This window comes from Thioalkalivibrio sp. AKL8, from assembly GCF_000380525.1.
Taxonomy (GTDB): Bacteria; Pseudomonadota; Gammaproteobacteria; order Ectothiorhodospirales; family Ectothiorhodospiraceae; genus Thioalkalivibrio; species Thioalkalivibrio versutus.
Genome location: NZ_AQYF01000007.1, coordinates 160,793 through 179,655, shown reverse-complemented (window position 1 = coordinate 179,655; position 18,863 = coordinate 160,793). Strand labels below are relative to the sequence as shown.

At 63.7% G+C, this 18,863-nt stretch carries 24 protein-coding genes; 12 read left to right on the top strand and 12 right to left on the bottom strand.

Annotated features, from left to right (window positions below; translation table 11 throughout):
* Positions 1–3: 3 nt before the first annotated feature.
* Both G335_RS0106560 and typA read left to right on the top strand, forming a co-directional pair.
* Positions 4–246 carry a YcgL domain-containing protein gene (locus G335_RS0106560; RefSeq protein WP_018144623.1) on the top strand — a complete coding sequence of 81 codons (243 nt, stop codon included), beginning with the start codon at positions 4–6 and terminating at the stop codon, positions 244–246.
* A gap of 451 nt (positions 247–697) precedes the next feature.
* The gene (gene typA / locus G335_RS0106555; protein WP_018168341.1) at positions 698–2,515 is read left to right on the top strand and encodes a translational GTPase TypA; all 1,818 of its coding nucleotides are present in this window, start codon (positions 698–700) and stop codon (positions 2,513–2,515) included.
* A gap of 188 nt (positions 2,516–2,703) precedes the next feature.
* Here typA and G335_RS0106545 read toward each other — a convergent pair whose 3' ends face one another.
* The 4 genes from G335_RS0106545 to G335_RS0106530 all read right to left on the bottom strand — a co-directional run bounded on the left by G335_RS0106545 (position 2,704) and on the right by G335_RS0106530 (position 6,835).
* A complete protein-coding gene (locus tag G335_RS0106545) occupies positions 2,704–4,086 on the bottom strand; it encodes a hypothetical protein (RefSeq protein ID WP_018176234.1) in 1,383 nt (460 codons plus the stop codon).
* Positions 4,087–4,153: 67 nt separating this feature from the next.
* Positions 4,154–5,452, bottom strand: a complete 1,299-nt coding sequence (locus G335_RS0106540) for a PilX N-terminal domain-containing pilus assembly protein (RefSeq protein ID WP_018176233.1) — start codon at positions 5,450–5,452, stop codon at positions 4,154–4,156.
* Between the two features lie 22 nt (positions 5,453–5,474).
* Positions 5,475–6,290 (bottom strand): prepilin-type N-terminal cleavage/methylation domain-containing protein, encoded by an 816-nt coding sequence (locus tag G335_RS0106535; protein ID WP_077277013.1) that lies wholly within the window; start codon positions 6,288–6,290, stop codon positions 5,475–5,477.
* Entirely contained in the window at positions 6,284–6,835 is a 552-nt protein-coding gene (locus tag G335_RS0106530; RefSeq protein WP_018176231.1) for a GspH/FimT family pseudopilin, read from the bottom strand. The genes G335_RS0106535 and G335_RS0106530 overlap by 7 nt, the downstream gene beginning before the upstream one ends.
* Positions 6,836–7,024: 189 nt before the next feature.
* Between G335_RS0106530 and G335_RS0106525 the strand changes: the two genes are divergently transcribed.
* Complete coding sequence (locus G335_RS0106525; protein ID WP_018176230.1) at positions 7,025–7,438, top strand: type IV pilin protein; 414 nt, start codon at positions 7,025–7,027, stop codon at positions 7,436–7,438.
* A 45-nt stretch (positions 7,439–7,483) separates the two neighbouring features.
* Here G335_RS0106525 and G335_RS0106520 read toward each other — a convergent pair whose 3' ends face one another.
* The gene (locus G335_RS0106520) at positions 7,484–8,017 is read right to left on the bottom strand and encodes a GspH/FimT family pseudopilin (RefSeq protein WP_018176229.1); all 534 of its coding nucleotides are present in this window, start codon (positions 8,015–8,017) and stop codon (positions 7,484–7,486) included.
* A gap of 282 nt (positions 8,018–8,299) precedes the next feature.
* Here G335_RS0106520 and G335_RS0106515 point away from each other — a divergent pair, with 282 nt between their 5' ends.
* The 3 genes from G335_RS0106515 to G335_RS0106510 all read left to right on the top strand — a co-directional run bounded on the left by G335_RS0106515 (position 8,300) and on the right by G335_RS0106510 (position 9,911).
* Positions 8,300–9,166 (top strand): SUMF1/EgtB/PvdO family nonheme iron enzyme, encoded by an 867-nt coding sequence (locus tag G335_RS0106515; protein ID WP_018176228.1) that lies wholly within the window; start codon positions 8,300–8,302, stop codon positions 9,164–9,166.
* Between the two features lie 142 nt (positions 9,167–9,308).
* The gene (locus tag G335_RS13830; protein ID WP_077277016.1) at positions 9,309–9,587 is read left to right on the top strand and encodes a type II toxin-antitoxin system RelE/ParE family toxin; all 279 of its coding nucleotides are present in this window, start codon (positions 9,309–9,311) and stop codon (positions 9,585–9,587) included.
* A gap of 24 nt (positions 9,588–9,611) precedes the next feature.
* Positions 9,612–9,911 carry a HigA family addiction module antitoxin gene (locus G335_RS0106510; protein ID WP_018176227.1) on the top strand — a complete coding sequence of 100 codons (300 nt, stop codon included), beginning with the start codon at positions 9,612–9,614 and terminating at the stop codon, positions 9,909–9,911.
* Between the two features lie 58 nt (positions 9,912–9,969).
* Here G335_RS0106510 and G335_RS0106505 read toward each other — a convergent pair whose 3' ends face one another.
* Both G335_RS0106505 and G335_RS0106500 read right to left on the bottom strand, forming a co-directional pair.
* Complete coding sequence (locus G335_RS0106505) at positions 9,970–10,509, bottom strand: protein disulfide oxidoreductase (protein WP_018176226.1); 540 nt, start codon at positions 10,507–10,509, stop codon at positions 9,970–9,972.
* On the bottom strand, positions 10,506–10,937 hold the full coding sequence (locus tag G335_RS0106500; RefSeq protein ID WP_018176225.1) for a hypothetical protein: 432 nt from the start codon (positions 10,935–10,937) through the stop codon (positions 10,506–10,508). Before G335_RS0106500 ends, G335_RS0106505 begins: the two co-directional genes overlap by 4 nt.
* Before the next feature lie 134 nt (positions 10,938–11,071).
* Between G335_RS0106500 and nadA the strand changes: the two genes are divergently transcribed.
* The 3 genes from nadA to G335_RS0106485 are packed head-to-tail and all read left to right on the top strand — an operon-like array spanning position 11,072 to position 12,855.
* Entirely contained in the window at positions 11,072–12,154 is a 1,083-nt protein-coding gene (nadA, locus tag G335_RS0106495; RefSeq protein ID WP_018176224.1) for a quinolinate synthase NadA, read from the top strand.
* A gap of 43 nt (positions 12,155–12,197) precedes the next feature.
* Positions 12,198–12,509 carry a nucleotidyltransferase family protein gene (locus G335_RS0106490; protein ID WP_018176223.1) on the top strand — a complete coding sequence of 104 codons (312 nt, stop codon included), beginning with the start codon at positions 12,198–12,200 and terminating at the stop codon, positions 12,507–12,509.
* Between the two features lie 4 nt (positions 12,510–12,513).
* The gene (locus tag G335_RS0106485) at positions 12,514–12,855 is read left to right on the top strand and encodes a DUF86 domain-containing protein (RefSeq protein ID WP_026304776.1); all 342 of its coding nucleotides are present in this window, start codon (positions 12,514–12,516) and stop codon (positions 12,853–12,855) included.
* A 76-nt stretch (positions 12,856–12,931) separates the two neighbouring features.
* Here the strand turns inward: G335_RS0106485 and G335_RS0106480 are convergent, their stop codons facing one another.
* Positions 12,932–13,138 carry a hypothetical protein gene (locus G335_RS0106480; protein ID WP_018144602.1) on the bottom strand — a complete coding sequence of 69 codons (207 nt, stop codon included), beginning with the start codon at positions 13,136–13,138 and terminating at the stop codon, positions 12,932–12,934.
* 98 nt (positions 13,139–13,236) lie between these two features.
* Here G335_RS0106480 and G335_RS0106475 point away from each other — a divergent pair, with 98 nt between their 5' ends.
* The gene (locus G335_RS0106475; RefSeq protein WP_018168331.1) at positions 13,237–13,593 is read left to right on the top strand and encodes a hypothetical protein; all 357 of its coding nucleotides are present in this window, start codon (positions 13,237–13,239) and stop codon (positions 13,591–13,593) included.
* 304 nt (positions 13,594–13,897) lie between these two features.
* On the opposite strand, the gene G335_RS0106470 is transcribed toward G335_RS0106475, so the two are convergent.
* Complete coding sequence (locus tag G335_RS0106470) at positions 13,898–14,428, bottom strand: hypothetical protein (protein WP_018168330.1); 531 nt, start codon at positions 14,426–14,428, stop codon at positions 13,898–13,900.
* A gap of 175 nt (positions 14,429–14,603) precedes the next feature.
* On the bottom strand, positions 14,604–15,185 hold the full coding sequence (locus G335_RS0106465; protein ID WP_018168329.1) for a thioredoxin family protein: 582 nt from the start codon (positions 15,183–15,185) through the stop codon (positions 14,604–14,606).
* Between the two features lie 115 nt (positions 15,186–15,300).
* Between G335_RS0106465 and G335_RS0106460 the strand changes: the two genes are divergently transcribed.
* Positions 15,301–16,041 (top strand): ferredoxin--NADP reductase, encoded by a 741-nt coding sequence (locus G335_RS0106460; protein WP_018176221.1) that lies wholly within the window; start codon positions 15,301–15,303, stop codon positions 16,039–16,041.
* A 120-nt stretch (positions 16,042–16,161) separates the two neighbouring features.
* Here the strand turns inward: G335_RS0106460 and G335_RS0106455 are convergent, their stop codons facing one another.
* The gene (locus G335_RS0106455; protein WP_018168327.1) at positions 16,162–16,932 is read right to left on the bottom strand and encodes a S9 family peptidase; all 771 of its coding nucleotides are present in this window, start codon (positions 16,930–16,932) and stop codon (positions 16,162–16,164) included.
* Between the two features lie 138 nt (positions 16,933–17,070).
* On the opposite strand from G335_RS0106455, the gene G335_RS0106450 reads away from it, so the two are divergent.
* Entirely contained in the window at positions 17,071–17,271 is a 201-nt protein-coding gene (locus G335_RS0106450) for a YdcH family protein (RefSeq protein ID WP_018168326.1), read from the top strand.
* A gap of 294 nt (positions 17,272–17,565) precedes the next feature.
* Here the strand turns inward: G335_RS0106450 and G335_RS0106445 are convergent, their stop codons facing one another.
* Entirely contained in the window at positions 17,566–18,861 is a 1,296-nt protein-coding gene (locus tag G335_RS0106445) for an FCSD flavin-binding domain-containing protein (protein ID WP_018168325.1), read from the bottom strand.
* Positions 18,862–18,863 lie beyond the last annotated feature (2 nt).

The window sequence follows — 18,863 nt, the reverse complement described above, 5'->3', positions numbered from 1 at the left end:
CCCATGCAGTGTTACGTCTACCGCGCGACCAAGCGTGCCGATACCTATGTGTATCTCCCGGAGAAGGATGATTTCTCCGAACTCCCCGAGGGCGTGGTTCGGGCGCTCGGTCGCCTGGAGTTCGCGCTGGAGTTCGAGCTGACCCCGGAACGCACCCTGGCCCAGGAAGATCCGCAGAAGGTCCTCGCCAACCTGGATGAGCAGGGCTTCCACCTCCAGTTCCCGCCCCCGGAAGAAGACCGCTAGCCCTGACCCATCTGCGCGCGCCCTTTCCGTCGGCGGGGGGCTTTCCGTCACCCCGGATCGTTGCATACCGTCGTTACCCTGCCGCCGGCGCCCTCTTCGGCGTCCTGGGCACCGGCCTCTCCCCCGTAATCCCGGACACCGCGCAGCGGTGATCCGGGATCTTGTGCGCCGTGGTCTGGCCAGGCCTTGGGGGTATCCGACGTGGGAGATCCCGGCTCTTCGCTGCGCTGCGGCCGGGATGACGACGTGGGGGCACCGCATGGTCGCGGCGAGCGGCGGCCGGGATGACGACGTCGCTCGGCATTGTCGGGGCGCGAACTGCGCCGCGCTTTGGCCGGGATGACGGGCGCAAGCGTGCGGAGCCTGCGCTGAAAACGTGGAAGTCTCAGCGCGCCAACGCATAACTCTGTATAGTGTCGGCCCTTTTGCCAGTATCTAGAGTTTGCATTCCATGACCGAGAAGCTTCGCAATATCGCCATCATCGCCCACGTTGATCATGGCAAGACCACGCTGGTCGACCAGCTCCTGCGCCAGTCCGGCACCCTCGACAAGCGTGGCGATCACGGCGAGCGGATCATGGACTCCAACGCCATCGAGAAGGAACGCGGGATCACCATTCTCGCCAAGAACACGTCCATCGAATGGAAGGACTACCGCATCAACATCGTCGACACCCCCGGACACGCCGACTTCGGTGGCGAGGTCGAGCGTGTGCTGTCGATGGTCGACTCGGTGCTGCTGCTGGTGGACGCGGTGGACGGCCCGATGCCGCAGACCCGCTTTGTCACCCAGAAGGCCTTCGCCATGGGCTTCAAGCCGATCGTGGTGATCAACAAGGTGGACCGCCCCGGCGCGCGCCCCGACTGGGCCGTGGATCAGGTCTTCGACCTGTTCGATCGCCTGGGCGCGACCGACGAGCAGCTGGACTTCCCGATCGTGTTCGCCTCCGCGCTGAACGGCTTTGCCGGCATGGATTCCAGCGTCACCGAAGGCGACATGACCTGCCTGCTGGAGACCATCGTCGAGCATGTGTCCCCGCCGAACGTCGATGCGGAAGGCCCGTTCCAGATGCAGGTCTCCTCGCTGGACTACAACAGCTACCAGGGCCTGATCGGCATCGGCCGCGTGAAGCGCGGGCACATCAAGCCGAACAGCCCGGTGAAAGTGGTCGACCGCGAAGGCGGCGTGCGCAATGGCCGCATGCTGCAGATCATGGGCTTCCACGGCCTGGAGCGCGTGGAGGTCGAAGAGGCCCGCGCCGGCGACATCATCACCTTCACCGGGATGGACAAGCTGTTCATCTCCGACACCCTGTGTGATCCGAACCACGTCGAGGCGATGGAACCGCTCACCGTCGACGAGCCGACCGTGAGCATGACCTTCCAGGTCAACTCCTCGCCGTTCGCCGGGCGCGAAGGCAAGTACGTCACCTCGCGCGTGCTGCGCGATCGCCTGCAGGAAGAGCTCAAGCACAACGTGGCGCTGCGCGTCGAAGAGGGCGAGGACCCGGACAAGTTCAAGGTCTCCGGCCGCGGCGAGCTGCATCTCGGTATCCTGATCGAGAACATGCGTCGCGAGGGCTACGAGCTCTCCGTTGCGCGCCCCGAGGTGGTCATCAAGGAAGTCGACGGCGTGCGGCAGGAGCCCTACGAAGCCGTCACCGTGGATGTCGAGGAGCAGCACCAGGGCACGATCATGGAGAAGCTCGGCGAACGCCGCGGCGACATGACCAACATGGTCCCCGACGGCAAGGGCCGCGTGCGCCTGGACTTCATCATCCCGTCGCGCGGGCTGATCGGCTTCCAGACCGAGTTCATGACCGCGACCTCCGGCACCGGCATCCTGCACCACATCTTCGACCACTACGGCCCGTACCAGCCCGGTTCGGTCGCCTCGCGCCAGAACGGCGTGCTGATCGCCAACGCCACCGGCAAGGCGCTGGGCTTTGCCCTGTTTAACCTGCAGGATCGCGGCAAGATGTTCATCGGCCCCGGCGAAGAGGTCTACGAGGGCATGGTCATCGGGCTGCACTCGCGCGAGAACGACCTGGTCGTGAACGCGCTCAAGGCCAAGCAGCTCACTAACGTCCGCGCGTCCGGCACCGACGAGAACATCCAGCTCACCCCGCCGATCCGCATGACGCTGGAGCAGGCCATCGAGTTCATCGACGAAGATGAGCTGGTCGAGGTCACCCCGGAGAGCCTCCGCATCCGCAAGAAGTTCCTGGTGGAACACGAGCGCAAGAAGGCCTCCCGCGCCTCGGCGTAACCGCTAGCGCCAACGCCCCTTCAGGGGCCAAGGGAAAGAAAAGCGCCCGGTCGGTTCAGCCGCCGGGCGCTTTTGATGTGTCGACTCCGAAGCTTCGGCTCCAGCCCGCTGTCGCCCTCCTGGAAATCGCGAAACCGTTATTGAGGATAGGGCGCCAGGCAAAGAGGCAAGGTTTGATCCCGGTTGTACTAAAATCCGGGACAAGTGACGTCAGTTTGATCACACCATTGGCGATAGAACTCCCCTGCGTTATTGGCCAAGGGGGCTCCGTCTGTTGTGGTATCCCAACCGAGGAAATCGACGATCTGCTCGTTCGCGTCTTCGAGCGCGGACTTCGCTTGAGTGGGGGTGCGCTGCCCCGTGATTTGGTCGAATACAAAGTGCTGGCCAAAATCGATGAGTTGATAGTCATCGTCGAAATAATCCGCGTAATCAACGTTTGGACCACCTGCGCTTTCACGTGTCACGTACTCCGGAGGGGCGCTGTCACTGGCGTCGAACGCCGGTGGCAGCCAGGTGGGGCGGATACCGTCGGCGGAGTCGCGCTCGACGAGGGCCTGCACCAGCGGGTGGGTCATCCCGAGCTCTGCGCGCTGCCATATCCCGCTGCCCCGGAAGGCCCGGCGGATCGAGACGGACGGTTCGGTGACTCGGGGTTCGTTATCCCCCGAATCTGCGAGGTCGAACTCGGGGTCGCCCACTGCGATTGCGCCACTTTGGTCGGACACGTCGATTTGAGAGTCGCGGACGGCGATATTGCCGAACCATCCCCGTCCCACGTAGCATCGATAAAAGAACGTCTCGGGTTCGAATTCAGGGATGTCGTTGTTTACGCAATAGCCGGAATCGGAGACGCGGGCACGCAGAGTATCGAATTGATCGTCGTCAAATAGACGGATTACCAACCCCGAGATCGTGCTGAATCCCAGAGAAAGGTCGGTTTCGAGAAGAACGGTCTCGGTCCCGTCCGTGTCAATGCGGACCAGTTGGCGACGATCATCATCTGCGCGCATCTCCATCCGTCCAAACCCTCGGTCATCAGGCAGCTCGGCCAGCGTCGTTGCGTCTGACGGGTCAATTGGGTCCCCGCCAGTGCGGGCGTCACCGGAGGGCGATGCGATATTCTGGCCGCCGGGGAGGCGTCCCCGCGCCTGGTTAAGGCTCAGAAGGGGGTCGGTCCAGTAGAGTACGCTCGCGACTTGAACGCTCTGTTCTTCATCTCTCGCGTTGTCCCAGAATGCTGTCAGCTCGATTGTGGTGGTGCCATCGAGGGAGTTGATGGTTCCTTCGTCAAGCTCAAAACGAAAATTTGCATTGGTCCCGGTGAAGCCTTCGGTCAATGCATCCTTCGCAAGGTTGAAATCTGTCTCCGTGAGGGAATCACGCATCTTGTCGATGCGGGACTCCATGACCTGGACGGCTTCCGCCCGGGCCTTGGAGTCTGCCGTCGAGACCATCAGGTCCCCGTACAGCTTGGACAACGCAAGGATTCCGAGGCCGATCACCGCCAAGGCAATTAGTGCCTCGATCAACGTGATTCCGAACGTGCGCTGTTTAGGGTGAGACATCATCTTTGAACCTCTGTACGCGAAGCGTGACGGGGCTGTCGTTGGATGCAGGCGGGCGGTGGTGCTTGCTTTAGTCAACGCCATGGGTCCAGTCGCGCCAGCTTCCAGATACCAGAGAGCGTGCCCCTACGCTGCCCGCACCGCCAGCTGCGATCGGATCAAAGTAGAAGAAGGGTGTACCGGAGACCTCTGCGTCGTCAGGTACGTCCGTACGCCCCTGGACAATGGCGGCACCAAAGAACCGGGGATTGCCTCGCGCGATAAGGTCGCCGGTAATGTAGAGAATGCCGTGAAAGTCTTGGAAATTACCCGTTGTCCTGAGGTCACCTTCCACAACTAGCAGTACGGGGTTTTCGCGGCTACCCAAGGTCCCAGTCAGTTCGGCATCGCCTTCGATCCAGATCGTCTGGCCCCATTCGCTTGCGTCAAATTCGAATCGGTCTCCGTTTGATTCGAGGACATTTTCGATTTGGTTTTCCTTGTATGACTCCATGCTGGAGCCCATGAATGATTCGAAGAACTCATCTCCGGTGACGCCAAAGTTGTCGTCTCGGTCGATGACATCAAGGCCCAGCAGGTCACCGCGAGACTCCTGGACATAAGTCCCGTCCCCGTCCAGAGGGACTGGGTCTGGGTTGGCTGGGTCCGTGGAAGGGCGGGATTCGCCCTCGCGCAAGAGGAAACTGTTACCTGTACCACCACCGCTGATGTTGATTTCACCACCGGAGCGGATGGTGGTGTCCGTGTACGCGTTGTAAACCGCAGCTGTACCGGAGATTGCGAGGCCTCCTCGTGTCACGAGGGGATTGTCAGGTGGATTCGCGATTGATGGACCGGCCTGTACGCCGACCAGTATCGCCTTCCGTCCGGCTCGGTCATCGCTCCAGCCGCAAGAAAGGGCCACGGCATTCCGGATGTTTGTTTCTTCGTCAGCGCTGGTGAGCAGCAAAGGATCGCCGGAAGCAGAGTTTAGGTTGGCCACTGCTTGAGCAAAGGCGTCCGGAGTATTGCCGCAGATTGCATCCGCGGTGCCGAAGGCTTCACTCGCAGCCGTAGGCGCAAGGAAGGCCGCTCGGGCCGCGTATCGGTCTGTCTCCAGCATGAGGAACGAATCTCCATTGTCTTCCCAGCCCGGGGGGCGGTTGTTCTCCGCTGCGTAGGCCAGTGCTACTTCCAGTCCCGCCTGCGCGGCGTTGTTGGTCTGTTTCATGCGCAATTCGTTGGCTGACATGCGCTGTTCGAGAATGGCGGTCTGGGAGGCGAAGATGATCACCAGGGTGATGGCGACCAGGATGATCACCGTGATCAACAGGGTCGCAAGGCCTTTCTGGTGGCCTCTGCGCGGTAACCTGGAAAAATACGATGTCATGCAGTTGCTCCGTTGTAGCGGGTCAGTCGTCGCTACCATTAAAGATTCGCGCGTTGCGGACTCCGACGGTCAGGCTGGTATCTCGGTCGTCGCTGTCAGTGAACGAGACCCGTGTGTCGGGCTCGTCGGCGTGCTGCGCATCCAGCTGGATGGTTACGCGTCGGTTCTCGAAGTAAAAATCTTCGTCGCCGCCGTTGTCGGGGCAAAGGCCGGCTGTCTCGGTGGCGTTCCCGTCTGCGTTTAGGTGCAGGCAGGACGACCGGTCAAGCGAGAAGTCGAGCAGGGTGACGTTAGTTGTTGTCGGGTCTGTGAGGGTTTCCCAGCCGTCATTCTGGTCACATGATCCGGTTGACTCGATCTGGCCGGTCAGCATCTGAATCGAATTCCCTGCCAGGCGGTAGCCGAACACGTACTGTTCGTCGATCTCGTCCAGTGCCTGCAACGGATCCTCGATGATGTAGCCGTAAGTTGGGTCGTAGCTGAGCAGGATGCAGCTGCCGCCTTCGTGAATTGCCAGGTTCAGGTCCGAGGCCATGAAGGGGTTTCTCGGAAGCGCATCGGATTCTTCGTCGAACTCAATGCGGTCGGGGTGCGAATAGCCCGTGCGACGGATGTCGTTGGCCATTAGATCCAGCGCAATGCGCGTTTCCTGCGTAAGCCGGGCTTCCTGGGTGACGAAGGTGGCGCCTCGTATGGCCGTGATGTATAGGGCAATCACCGCGGCGATCACGATCGTTCCGACCAGGATCCCGATCATCAGCTCGATGAGCGTGAAGCCCCCAGCGCCGTTGCGGCGGCGCGAAGGAATCGGCGCAGTGTTTCTAGCTCGGTTCAGCATTCGCTATACGCCCCCATGGCACGGTTGGTTCCGCAGGCGCGAGGACGTCCGATCGGATTGATCTGGACCTGCATCCCAAAGTTGTTTGGCGATGACGTGAAGAGGAGATCGGACCGGTCGCCCTGCACGGTGCCGCGCACGTGATTGAAGGTGATGGTCTGTTCGCCCGTCATCGAGACATTGCGGTAATCATCCGAGCTGGTCGTGCGCAGCACTGCGTCCTCGTCACCTGCCATCACGATGGTGCATGCGTTCGCGGCGGCCGGGTCCTCGACCGTGCAATCGCAGGCGGGTGTGCTTGTTATGCCGTGACACCAGGCGTCGCCGTCCACCTGGCTCACGAAGCGGATATCGCGCCCCTGCTTGATGGCCTCGGTGCGGGCCATCTGGATCTGGTCGAGGGCGCTTTCGGCGGCGCCGATTACACGGCGCTGCTCGGCGAGGTTGAAGGCTGGGGCGGCCAGCGTGACCAGGATCACCAGCACGGCGATGGTGATCATGAGCTCGATCAGGGTGAAGCCGAAGGGTTTTTGTGGTGCGGCCATGCGCGGTCCCCGGGCAGGAGGTAGGGAGGTCTCGACTCCCATTATACGGTTTGGGGTATCTTGGGCATGTCGTCTGGCTACCGCTCGTCGTGCGAATGCTTCCACTCGCGATATTGACAGGGCTCGCTGGCGGGCGGTTGTGGTGGAATCGGGTTTGGCGAAAACGGAAGTCTCCGAGGGGATAGAGCGATGAAGGCAGCAAACACGAAGGCGCTGGGATTTACCCTGATCGAGCTGATGATCGTGGTCGCGGTCGTGGCCATCCTGGCGGCAATCGCTTACCCGTCGTACCAGAACTACATCTTGAAGTCGCAACGAGCGGATGCGCATGACTCACTACTGCGTATTCAGATGGAACAGGAGCGCTGGCGGGCAAATAATCCGGCCTACACCGGAGACCTTTCGGATCTGGGGCTGACCGCCGAATCGGACGATGGGCATTACCAGCTGGCGATATCCAACGAGTCGGGGTCGAGCTTTACCGCGACCGCCACCGCGCAGGGGCGCCAGGCGAATGACTCCAATTGTCAGAGCATTACGCTCGCGGTTACCGGAGGGAGCGCGGACCGGGATGGAACCCCGGGTGGCGATGATTGCTGGTGATCCGTACGTTCCTGACCGAACGTTTTTCGCGCGCTGAGGACAACGCTAGTCAGGACAGCTCTTCGATGGCTCGCTTCGCGGCCGCCCGATGCTGCTGACAATTACGCGCCGGCCTTCGTGGCCGTTGCCGCAAACGGTAAAGCTGCCCATCTGCAGTGCGCCGCTCGTGCGCCGGGTTGTTCCCCGGGCTACGTAGGACACGTAGTCCCGGACCGGGGTGTTCCCCTTGATCGAGAGCATGTCCTGTAGCCCTGGATTCTCGTAGCCGATGAGTGGGTCTTCCTCGGAGCGCTCGCCCGAGTGTTCCGGGTCGGCAAACCAGATCCAGCCGTATGCCCAGTCGCCGTCTTCGCGGCAGGTCTCGCCGTCGCTGGACGGACAAAGGGTAACGCGCTCGTTGCGCTTGATCGCCTCGCTGCGTGCAAGATGCATGGCGTTGAGCAGGCTGTTGGTGGCGCCGATGACGCGTTGACGCTCGAGCATCTGGTTGAAGCCCGGGGCGGCGAGCATGGCCAGGATGGCGAGCACGCCCAGCGCGACCATCAGCTCGATGGCCGTAACTCCCTTGCAGGTCCGCATCGTCGTCTCCTCCCTGAGATCGCGTGCATGCGAGAGCATAGACGAGCGCGGCGCCCGAGGCCACGGGCCCGTCGGGTGGTGCTGGAACGTTGCCGGTGACAGGTTGCCTACAAGTCAGAGGTCCCGGCAGGCATGCGGGCGGTGGTTTTGGCTGGATGCCGCGGATGCGACAGGAGATTGCTTGGCTTCGCTCGCAATGACGGGGCGGTGTAGCGATGTCATTCGTAACGACGCGGCGTGTCAGGTGCGGGGGAATTGAAGGTGCTGGAGGTTAGCAGGGTCATGGTGAAGGACGTGCAGCGGATGGATCAGGCGGATCTGCTGGATTTGCAGCAGCAGGCGGCGCGTCAGGCGGGGGTGTCGGTTGGGTTTCGTGACGACGCGCGTTCCGGCGCGTCGACGCCGGAGCTGCAGGTGATTCCGGCCGGGGAGTTCGAGATGGGTTCGGATGCCTCGGAGTACGGCCATCAGCCACACGAGGCACCGCGGCGCTTCGTGGCGCTGGAGCGACCCTTTGCGCTGGGGCGCTATCAAGTCACCCGCGAGGAGTGGGAGGCCTTCCAGGCGGCGACCGGCTGGGAACCCTGGGAGTGGCTGGTGTGGCCCAGCACCCCGCGCATGCCGATCTTCAACATCAAGCCGGACAGCATCCAGCAGTATCTCGACTGGCTGAGCGAGGAGACGGGCAAGCGCTATCGCCTGCCGACCGAGGCGGAGTGGGAATACGCCTGTCGGGCGGGCACGCGCACGCCGTTCGCCTTTGGCGAGGTGGTGGGGTGCCGCGACGTGCACTTCAATTCGCTGTTTCCGTACGAGGAGCGGCGCCAGCGGCGCAGGTGGTATATCCCGGCGTGTTTCCCGTTGTCGCGCCCGCTGGATGTGGGCAGCTTCCAGCCGAACCTCTGGGGGCTGTACGACATGCACGGTAACGTGCAGGAGTTCACCTCCACCCCCTGGCACGACGGACACCAGTCGCTGCCGCGTGACGGCGTCTATCGCCGAGACCCGGAAAACGAGTGGGTGGTGACCAAGGGTGGCTCCTGGTTCGACCCTGCCGTGAACACGCGCAGCGCCGCCCGTCGCCGCCGCAACATCGACGAGATGGACACCAATCTGGGCTTCCGCGTCCTGCGCGAGTTGGACGATTAGTCGCTTCGCCCGAGGGCAATGCGTTTCGCTGCGCTCAACGCATCCTACGGCGTTCGGGTAATTATCGAGGGTAGGGTGCACTGAGCGAAGCGAACTGCACCGCGTGTTTACCGCTTACCGTTAAGCGTTATATCATGTGACCATGATCAGAAGCTTTCGGTGTAGGGAAACCCGGGCACTGTTCGAAACGGGCAGAAGTCGACGTTGGTCAAGCGTCCGAACGATCGCGGAACGCAAGCTGATCCAGCTTCAAGCGGCGGAGACGCTGCAGGATTTGCGGTCACCGCCGGGAAACCGGCTGGAACCCCTGTCTGGTGACCGCGCAGGACAGCACAGCATTCGCATCAACGCCCGGTGGCGCATCTGTTTCCGGTGGACCGACGAGGGTGCCGAGGACGTGGAGATCGTCGATTACCATTGAAGGGTTCCCGAAGGAGGTTAGAGCATGACTACAAACGGTATGCGGCCCATCCATCCAGGCGAGGTCCTGCGCGAGGAGTTTCTTGCTCCGCTAGGGCTTAGTGTGAACGCGCTTGCCGGGGCATTGCACGTGCCGACGACGCGCATGAATGACATTGTGCGCGAGCGCCGGGGCGTCTCCGCCGACACGGCCATGAGGCTGGCGCGTTATTTCGGCACAACTGAACGTTTCTGGCTAAACCTGCAGGTTGAATACGAATTGCGGCGTGCCCAGATCGAACTCGCCGACCGCGTGCGTAGCGAGATCGAACCCCGCGCCGCGTGATAACGGTTGGACGTAGGGTGCACTGAGCGAAGCGAATTGCACCGTTTGCAGGAAGGGGCTACAGCCAGCGGGCGAGCCAGAGGCGCAGGCGCAGTTCGAGCGGCGGAGCGTAACCCTGCTTGCGGAAGACGATTTCGCCGTCGGGTGTGATGATGAAGCTGGCCGGGACGCCGCGCACGTTGTAGCGCGCGGCGAGGGCGCCCTCCGGGTCGTTGATCACGGCGAGTTCGCGCTCCTGTTCGGTCATGTGTTCGAGCAGCTCTTCGTCCACGCCGGACTGCATGGCGACCGTCAGAACCGGGTGGCCTTGCGACAGGCGCACGATTTCGCCTGCCTCCAGGCGGCAGATCGGGCACCAGGTGGCCCAGAAGTGCAGCAGCATGGGTTCGTCCGCGTAGTCCGCAAGCGACACGGGTGTGCCGTCCAGCAAAAGGGCCTCGAATTGGGGCGCCGGGCCCTCGACCATGTCGCGCGCCATCCAGGCGCGCACCGCCAGGAAGATCACCAGCGCGAGCCCGATCTGGATGCCCCAGCTGAGCGCGCGGCGGCGCCGCGAGGGCTTGGGGCGTTTCGGCTTTTCTGGCGGGGTCTCGGTCAACGGATCATCTCGGCTTGTCCTGGGCGTGCGCGGGTGCCGCGGGTCTTCGGGCCCTTGCGCACGGCGATGCGTACCAGTTCGTCCTCGTCTTTCATCAGGCGTTCCCTCTGTGCCTCGGTCAACAGCGGATTGCGCGCGACGAAGTAGCGCAGGTTGGGGTCGCGGTCGTTTACGCAGGCCTCCACCTGGTCCGGGGTCAGGTCCGGGCGCTTGGCGCAGTTGAGGCGCACGGTCTGGTTCGGGTCGGCCAGTAGGAGGACGACCTCTTCCGGCGTCAGGTCCATGCGCCGCGAGAAATACGCCTTCACCTGGGCGTGCTGGTCGCGTACCAGTAGCGAGCGCCACTGGTCCTCGAGGTCCGCGGACAGGGCCAGGTCCATGCGTTCCTCGAACGTCATCGCCTTGTATTGCTGCTTCAGTTCGGTCATGGCCGCGACATTATAGGCGGGCCGGTTGGGATGCGCGGATACGACCCCACAATGTGCAGGAACGACAGCGGCCGGGGCCCTGTCGTACTATTAGAAGACGATGATCTACCCCGGATCCTGGGGTGAGAGGGCAGATGAACGCACCGGTGGCCGAAAAACCGATTTTCCACGTGCCGCGCACGGACCATGTGACGGCCTCGCTGCACGCGTTGACCGACACCCAGCGCGACGAGCTGGTGCGCCGCATTAAGCGCTTGCTGATCGAGCGCAACGCGGTGCTGGTTGCGCATTACTACGTGGACGAATCCCTGCAGCGCCTGGCGGACGAGACCGGCGGCTGTGTGTCCGACTCCCTGGAGATGGCGCGCTTCGGCAAGGAGCACCCGGCCGAGACGCTGGTGGTGGCCGGCGTGCGCTTCATGGGCGAGACCGCCAAGATCCTGAGCCCGGAAAAGCGCGTGCTGATGCCGACGCTGGAGGCGGAGTGCTCGCTGGACCTCGGCTGCCCCCCGGACGACTTCGCGAAGTTCCGCGCGCAATACCCGGATCACACGGTCGTCGTGTATTCGAATACCTCGGTGGACGTGAAGGCGCAGGCCGATTACGTCGTCACCTCCAGCATCGCCGTGCCGTTGGTCGAGCACCTGCGCGACCAGGGCAAGAAGGTTCTCTGGGCCCCGGACAAGCACCTGGGCGATTACATCCGCCGTACCACCGGCGCCGACATGGTGCTTTGGGACGGCTCCTGCGTGGTGCACGACGAATTCCGCTCCTGGGCGCTGGAAGATCTGCGCGGGCGCCATCCCGGCGCCGCCGTGCTGGTCCACCCGGAATCCCCGCGCGAGGTGATCCACCAGGCGGATGTGGTGGGGTCCACCAGCCAGCTGATCGCGGCGGTGAAGGACTGCCCGGAACAGGAATTCATCGTCGCGACGGACAAGGGCATCTTCTACAAGATGCAGCAGGCCGCGCCGGACAAGAAGCTGATCGAGGCGCCCACTGGTGGCCACAGCGCCACCTGCACCAGCTGCGCGCACTGCCCGTGGATGGCGATGAACGATCTGGTCTCGCTGGCCGAGACGCTGGAAGACACCAACGAGCCGGCGAAGAACGAGATCTTCGTCGACGAGACCGCGCGCCAGAAGGCCCTGGTCGCCACCCAGCGCATGCTCGACTTCGCCGCCGAACACCGCAAGGCCACCGAAGGCGACGCCTGAGCACTTTGCCGGGATGACCGACGGGCATTAACAGGACGATGTAATGGGCCAAATGTCTCGCAGGCTGGACCGTACCGCCGTCTTGAAGGCGCTCAGGGATCACCGTGCGTATCTCGAGCGCGAATTCGGCGTGTGCGGCCTTGCGCTGTTTGGCTCGCTGGCCCGCGACGAGGCCGGAGAGCAGAGTGACGTCGATATCCTGGTGGGTTACGACGGCCCGGCCTCCGCAAAACAGTATTTCGGTGTGCAGTTTTACCTCGAGGATCTGCTGGGGTATCCGGTGGACCTGGTCTCGGAAAAAGCTCTGCGCGCCGAGCTTCGTCCGTTCGTCGAGCGCGAGGCGATCCGTGTTTGAGTCCATGGCCGGGCGCGAGTGGCGTTTCTATCTGGACGACATGGTTCGGTTCGCTCGCAAGGCGATGGCCTATACGGATGGTCTTGATCGCGACATGTTCATACAGAATGAGCTCGTCTTCGACGCCGTACTCCGTAACCTCGAGCTGATTGGCGAGGCTGCCAGTCATGTGCCCTCCGAGGTCCGGGGGGCACATCCGGATATTCCCTGGCGCATGATCGTTGCTACCCGCAATCGGCTGATCCACGCCTATCTGGGTATCGACAGCGACACAATCTGGAATTTGGTGGACGAGCACCTTCCAGATTTGGTCAGCGGTCTCGAGAAAATGCGCCAGGAGTTGTAGGGGCTAGGGTTTTTTGGCCGCCTGTCGGGCTTCGACGTCCGCCGCTAGCTGCGTGGGACATGTGTTCCATCGGTTTTTATCGGTCGTTAAGCCACGCGGCCCACTGCGAGTGGGTGGAGGCGTCCACGCCGGCAGCCTTTGCTTCCTGCTGCAGGTGAGTCTGCAGGTCGGCCATCAGTTCGGAATCCATCAGCTCGGGCTCCAGCGTCAGTTGCGCGTGCAGCGTGCTGTAGACGAGCTTCAGTTCATTCACCGGATAATGCGACCAGTCGAGGTGGGCCATGGTGTCGGTTCTCCATATGGGGTGGGTAATTCGTGTCTCTGAATATAGCTTGGCGTTGACCTCGGTGGCTGGACAAATGGGCTTGCGGGGTATCGGAGATGTTTAAGCGGCGGGCGCGCCTGCTGGTGGCGGCCGAGCGGGCCGACGGGCGGGCTGCTCGCGTGGCCGAGCTGGGCGCAGCGGCGGAGTTCGAGGACTGGATCGAGGTGCGCCCGGCGCGGATCATGGGCGGGGTCACGGCAGAGGATCTGGCGTGGGCCGATCTGCTCGTGGCGGTCGACGCGGCGGCCGCCCGCGCGATGCCCGCCGAACGCCCGGCCACCTGCCGTCCGAAGTACTGGACGCTGCCGGGCGAGACCGGGGCGGCGTTCGACCTGCAGACCCTGGAGGCGCTGCGTTGCATGGTTGGGGGGATGCGCATGCTCGCGCGCGTGGACGCCGAAGACGACGCCTGACGCACCCTTTCCTCGTTCGTCATCCCGGAAACCGGGTAGCGGTTATCCGGGATCTCCTGACCCTGTCACCGTTCCGGCGAGATCCCGGCTCTACGCTTCGCTTCGGCCGGGATGACGATATCCTCCGTCATTGCGAGGCCCCGCGAGGGGCCGTGGCAATACCCATTCGAAATCCCGATGCTTGCCTCGCGGGTGAGGGGGTGGCGTTCGGGCTGTCTGCGGAGGTCGCCACGGCGCGGCGCGTCTCGCGATGACGTACTCATCAATCCGTCGTGGGGAGGCTCCACCGGGGGCTGAGGTGCTTCTACTCGGGGTGGTAGGGGACGGGTGCGCGGGCGTGGAGCTGGGCCAGGTGGTCTTCGTAGAGCGCCCAGATGCGCGGGGCGATGGCGCCGCGTGAGCCGGGGTAGGTGAGGCGGTCGGGGTTGAAGCTGATCAGGCGCTCGATCTCGGTGCAGCGCAGTTCCTCGTTGATCACGTTGAAGATGAGGATCTGCGTACCCTGGTCGGCGATGGGCAGCAGGGCGCCGATGAGGCCGGTGTCGTTCAGCCCGGGGTCGCCGCGGGCATCGCCCAGCTCGGCGGGGGGGCGCACCAGTGTGCCCAACAGCTCCTGATAGGCCTGGTCACAGGCATAGCAGATTTCCGGTGCACGCAGGCCCTGCACGCGCGCACAGGCTTGACGCACAGTTCCGTCTGGCAGCGCCATGCGTTCCGGGGCGACCGGGATGCGGTTGGTCTTGCCGTTCGGAAGCAGGCGCGGGACCGACTCCTGGCAGGAGGGGCAGCGCCATGTTGAGACTCGCGGGCCGTCGATTACGTTATTGGGCGGCATGCGGCGCTCCCCGGAAAATAGATGGGGTCAGTATACGGCGCGGCGAGGGGCTTGTTGGGGATGGCCCGCGGGCGAATGCTCCGGCCAGGATTGGGCGCGGGCAGGGGCATTCGCGGGCAGGCTCGCTCCCACAGGGCTGTTCCCACAAAGCCTTGTTTGAACAGGAGTGCCCGGTTCAGCTGAAGTAGTCGGGCTCGTTTCCCGGGCGCCACTTGATGTTGCAGCCGAGGCTCGGGTGCTGGGGCTCGGGTGCCGGCTTGCCGGCCAGGAGTGCGTCGCTGGCGGCGCGCAGGTCACGTCCGGTCACCGGGACGTCGGATCCCGGGCGGGTCTCGTCGAACTGGCCGCGATAGTAGAGCTTGCGTTCGGCGTCGAACAGATAGAAGTCCGGGGTGCAGGCGGCGTGATAGGCCTTGGCGACGGACTGGTCCTCGTCCAGGCAGTAGGGGAAGTTGTAGCCGAAGCGGCGGGCGTCGTCCTTCATCTTGTCCGGGGCGTCGTCCGGCACGGCCTGGATGTCGTTGGAGTTGATCGCGATGACCGCGATGCCCTTGGTGGAGTATTCGCGGCCGTAGCGGGCGAACTCGTGACGGATGAGCTGCACGAACGGGCAGTGATTGCAGATAAAGGCGATGATGTAGCCTTTCGCGTCGGGGAAGCTGTCGAGGCTGATGGTCTCGCCGGAGACGACGTCCGGAAGGGAAAAGCGGGGTGCCTCGGTGCCGAGTTCGATCATCTGCGAGGGGGTGCGGGCCATGACTGCTCCAGTGTTCGGATTTGCGACAATTATACGGCGTTGGCCGGGGGTGCTTGAAACCTTCCGGCCCCGCCAGCACTCTTCGAGATAATACCCGAGCAATGGAGTAAGGAATATGGGCTGGGTGACCGGTGTCGTACAGGAGCGCAAGCAGTGGACGGATCGACTGTTCTCGTTGCGCGTGGATGCCGAAGTCGAGCCGTTCAAGGCCGGGCAGTTCAACCGCTTGCGTCTGGAGATCGACGGCGAGCCGGTGGCGCGGCCGTACTCCTACGTGAATGCCCCGGGCGAAACGCCGCTGGACTTCTACCTGATCACCGTTCCGGATGGACCGCTGTCCAACCGCCTGGTGCAGTTGGAGCCGGGCGACACGGTGGAGCTGATGCCGCGGGCGAACGGCTTTTTTACCCTGGACGAGCTGCCGGACAGCCGCGACCTGTGGCTGCTCTCCACGGGCACTGCGCTGGGGCCGTTCCTGTCCATGCTGAAGACCGATACCCCCTGGGAACGCTTCGAGAACATCCGCCTGATCCACGCGGCGCGCAAGGCCGAAGAACTGACCTATCAGGACACGATCCGGCAGTTCCAGGAACGTGATGCGAAGCGGTTCCAGTACATCCCGTTTGTCAGCCGCGAGCCGTTCCCGGGTGGGCTCGAGGGCCGGGTACCGGCCGCGATTGCCGAGGGCCGCCTGGAGCATCACGCGGGCCTGAAGATCACGCCGGAGCACTCCCAGGTCATGCTGTGCGGCAACCCGGACATGGTGAAGGATACCGCCGCGATCCTGCGCGAGCGCGGCCTGGAGAAGAACCGCCGACGCAAGCCGGGGCAGATCACGACCGAGAACTACTGGTAGGTCCCCGGATATGTAGGAGCGTGCTTGCACGCGAAGCCCCTGCCAAAGTCGGAAGTGGGCAGGGGCTTCGCGTGCAAGCACGCTCCTGCGAGTATCAAGCCCCCGGTGCGGGCCCCGGTGCTAGTCCAGCAGGTTCGCCGACCAGGCGCGGATCAGGCCGGCGACATAGCGGGTGTGTTCCGGGCGCGAGAGCAGGTGGTCGGTCTGGTGCAGGGCGACGAAGCTCTTCGGGTGATGGGCCTGCTGGAAAATCTTGCGGGCGTGGTCGACGCTGACCACGGTGTCGCCCGGTGCATGCAGCAGCAGGAGTGGCTGCTCCAGGGTCTCCAGTGCGGCATCCAGGGTCGGCTCCTCGATCGACTCGATAAAGGCGTGGCCGATTTCCACCGGGCGCCCGCCGATGCTGATGCGGGCCGAACCCTCGCGCCGAATCTCCTCCGCGGTATCGCCGAACAGGTGGGCGACATGGCCGGGGCGGCTGGGGGCGGCGATGGTCACGATGCCGTCCAGTGACTCGCGCTGCGCCCCCACATAGATCGCCATGGCGCCGCCGAAGCTATGGCCGATCAGCAGGTTGGTATGCCGCCCCGTGTAGGTCTCCAGCGCCTCGATGGCGGAGTGCAGATCCTCGCAGTAGGTCGCAAGCGTGCTGTCGCGAAACTCCCCTTCGGAGTCGCCCAGCCCCATGAAGTCGAAGCGCAGGGTGGCGATGCCTTCCGCGGCCAGGGCGCGCGCCAGGCGCACCGTGGCGGGGAAGTCCTTGGAGCAGGCGAAACAGTGGGCAATGCAGGCCTGGCCGCGGAGGGCATCGGGCTCGGGCGCGACGATCACGCCGCCGAGGCGGGCGCCGCGCGGGGTCTGAATGGTCAGCGGCGTGTTGTGGATCGCCATCGGGGGCTCCGGATGCAGGGTATTCGCTATGGTCCCACCGGGGACGGTCTGCGATCATACGGGTTTGATGATCCGAATGGCCACGCGGGGTGTCTCCCGGTATACGGCCACCACTTCACGGGACCACTGGGGGACGGCTTGGAAACCGAGAGTCAGATTCGCGCACGCCTGGCCGAGCTGGAGGCCGAGCACCGGGCTCTGGATTCCGCGATCGGCGTGATGCACGAGCAGGCCGCACCGGACATCTTCGCCATCCAGCGCCTGAAGAAGCGCAAGCTGCAGTTGAAGGACTCTATCCAGCGCCTGCGCAGCCGCCTGATCCCCGACCTCAACGCCTGACCCGGGTGTATTCACCACGAAGCGGATGAAGGCACGAAGACGGGCAGGGATCAGGCGGTTGTCAGGCGAGTAGGATGCGTTGAGCGTTGCGAAACGCATCAGGGGGTGGCAGTTCCGCGGAACCGATGCGATTCGCTGTGCTCATCGGCATCCTACCCTTCTTGTATGTTATCCCCGGTTTCATCCGTGACCTCTGTGGTGCAAATCGCCCTTCTTTGTGTACTTCGTGGTGGCCAACAAAAAACGGCGCCCGGAGGCGCCGTTTGAGTGTGTTCCATAGTGGAACGCTGGAGCTTAGCCCCAGATGTCGCTGGTGATGCCGTTGTACCAGGCGCGGGTGTATTCCGCCTCGCGGCGACGGAAGCTGGTGCTGGCACCCGACGGGCTGACCCCACCGGCACCGGATACCCCGGCCATCGCACCGTCCTGGTACTGGTAGACCGCGGCTACGCTGACCGCGTAATCGGGGGTCACCAGGCTGTAGCAGGTGTTGGCGGACGAGGGGTTGATGGGCTCCTGCCCCGCCAGTTCGCGGACGATGGCGGCCGCCACGATCTTGCCCTGGTTGTTGGCCGAGTGGCCGGACTTCGGCATGGCGCCCGCCACGCTGGCATCCCCCAGGACGTAGATGTTGTCGTCCATCTCCGACTTGAAGGTCAGCTGGTCGACCGGCACCCAGCCTTCGTCGTTGGTCAGGCCGACGTCATGGGCGATCTGACCGGCGCGCTGGGCCGGGATGAAGTTCAGCACGTCGGCGCGGACGCGTTCGAAACCGCTGTCGGCCAGTACGGTCATGTTGGAGACGTCGATCTCCTCGGCGCGCCCGCCCGATGAGCCGGCCCGCCACTCGATCATGTCGCCATAATGCTCGGCCCAGCCTTCCTCGAACAGGCCTTGCTTGGAGAAGCCATCCTTCGGGTCGAGGATGATGATCTTGGAACGTGGCTTCTCCTGCTTGAAGTAGTTCGCGACCAGGGATACCCGTTCGTACGGCCCCGGCGGGCAGCGGAACGGGTTGGGCGGGGCGACCATGACGAATACGCCGCCGTTCGGCATGTCCTGCAGCTGGGAGCGCAGCAGTTCGGTCTGCGAACCGGCCTTCCAGGCATGCGGGATGCGCTCGGCATCGGACTCGGAGATGCCCGGCATGTCGTCGTAGCGGAAGTCGATGCCCGGGGACATCACGAGCTTGTCGTAGCTCACGCGGTCGCCTCCGCTCAGGCGCACGCTGCGCGCATCGGCGTCCACCGCGGTGACCCGGTCCTCGATGATTTCGATGCCGTATTCATCGCGCAGGGTGTCGTAGCCCTGGGCGATGTCGTCCATGCCGGCGAAGCCGCCGATCACCCAGTTACTGCCGTAGCAGGTGTAGTAGGTGGCGTTGGGCTCGATCAGCGTTACGCGCATGTCGGGCGAGAACTGCTTGATGTATTTCGCGGTGGTCGCGCCGCCGGAGCCGCCGCCGACGACCACGATGTGGGCCTTTTCGGCCCCGCGCATGCCATTGGCGGCACAGCCGATACCGGTGAGGGCCGCGGCGCTGCTGATGCCCGCGACCTTCAGGAAATTACGTCGATTAAAGTCATGCATGA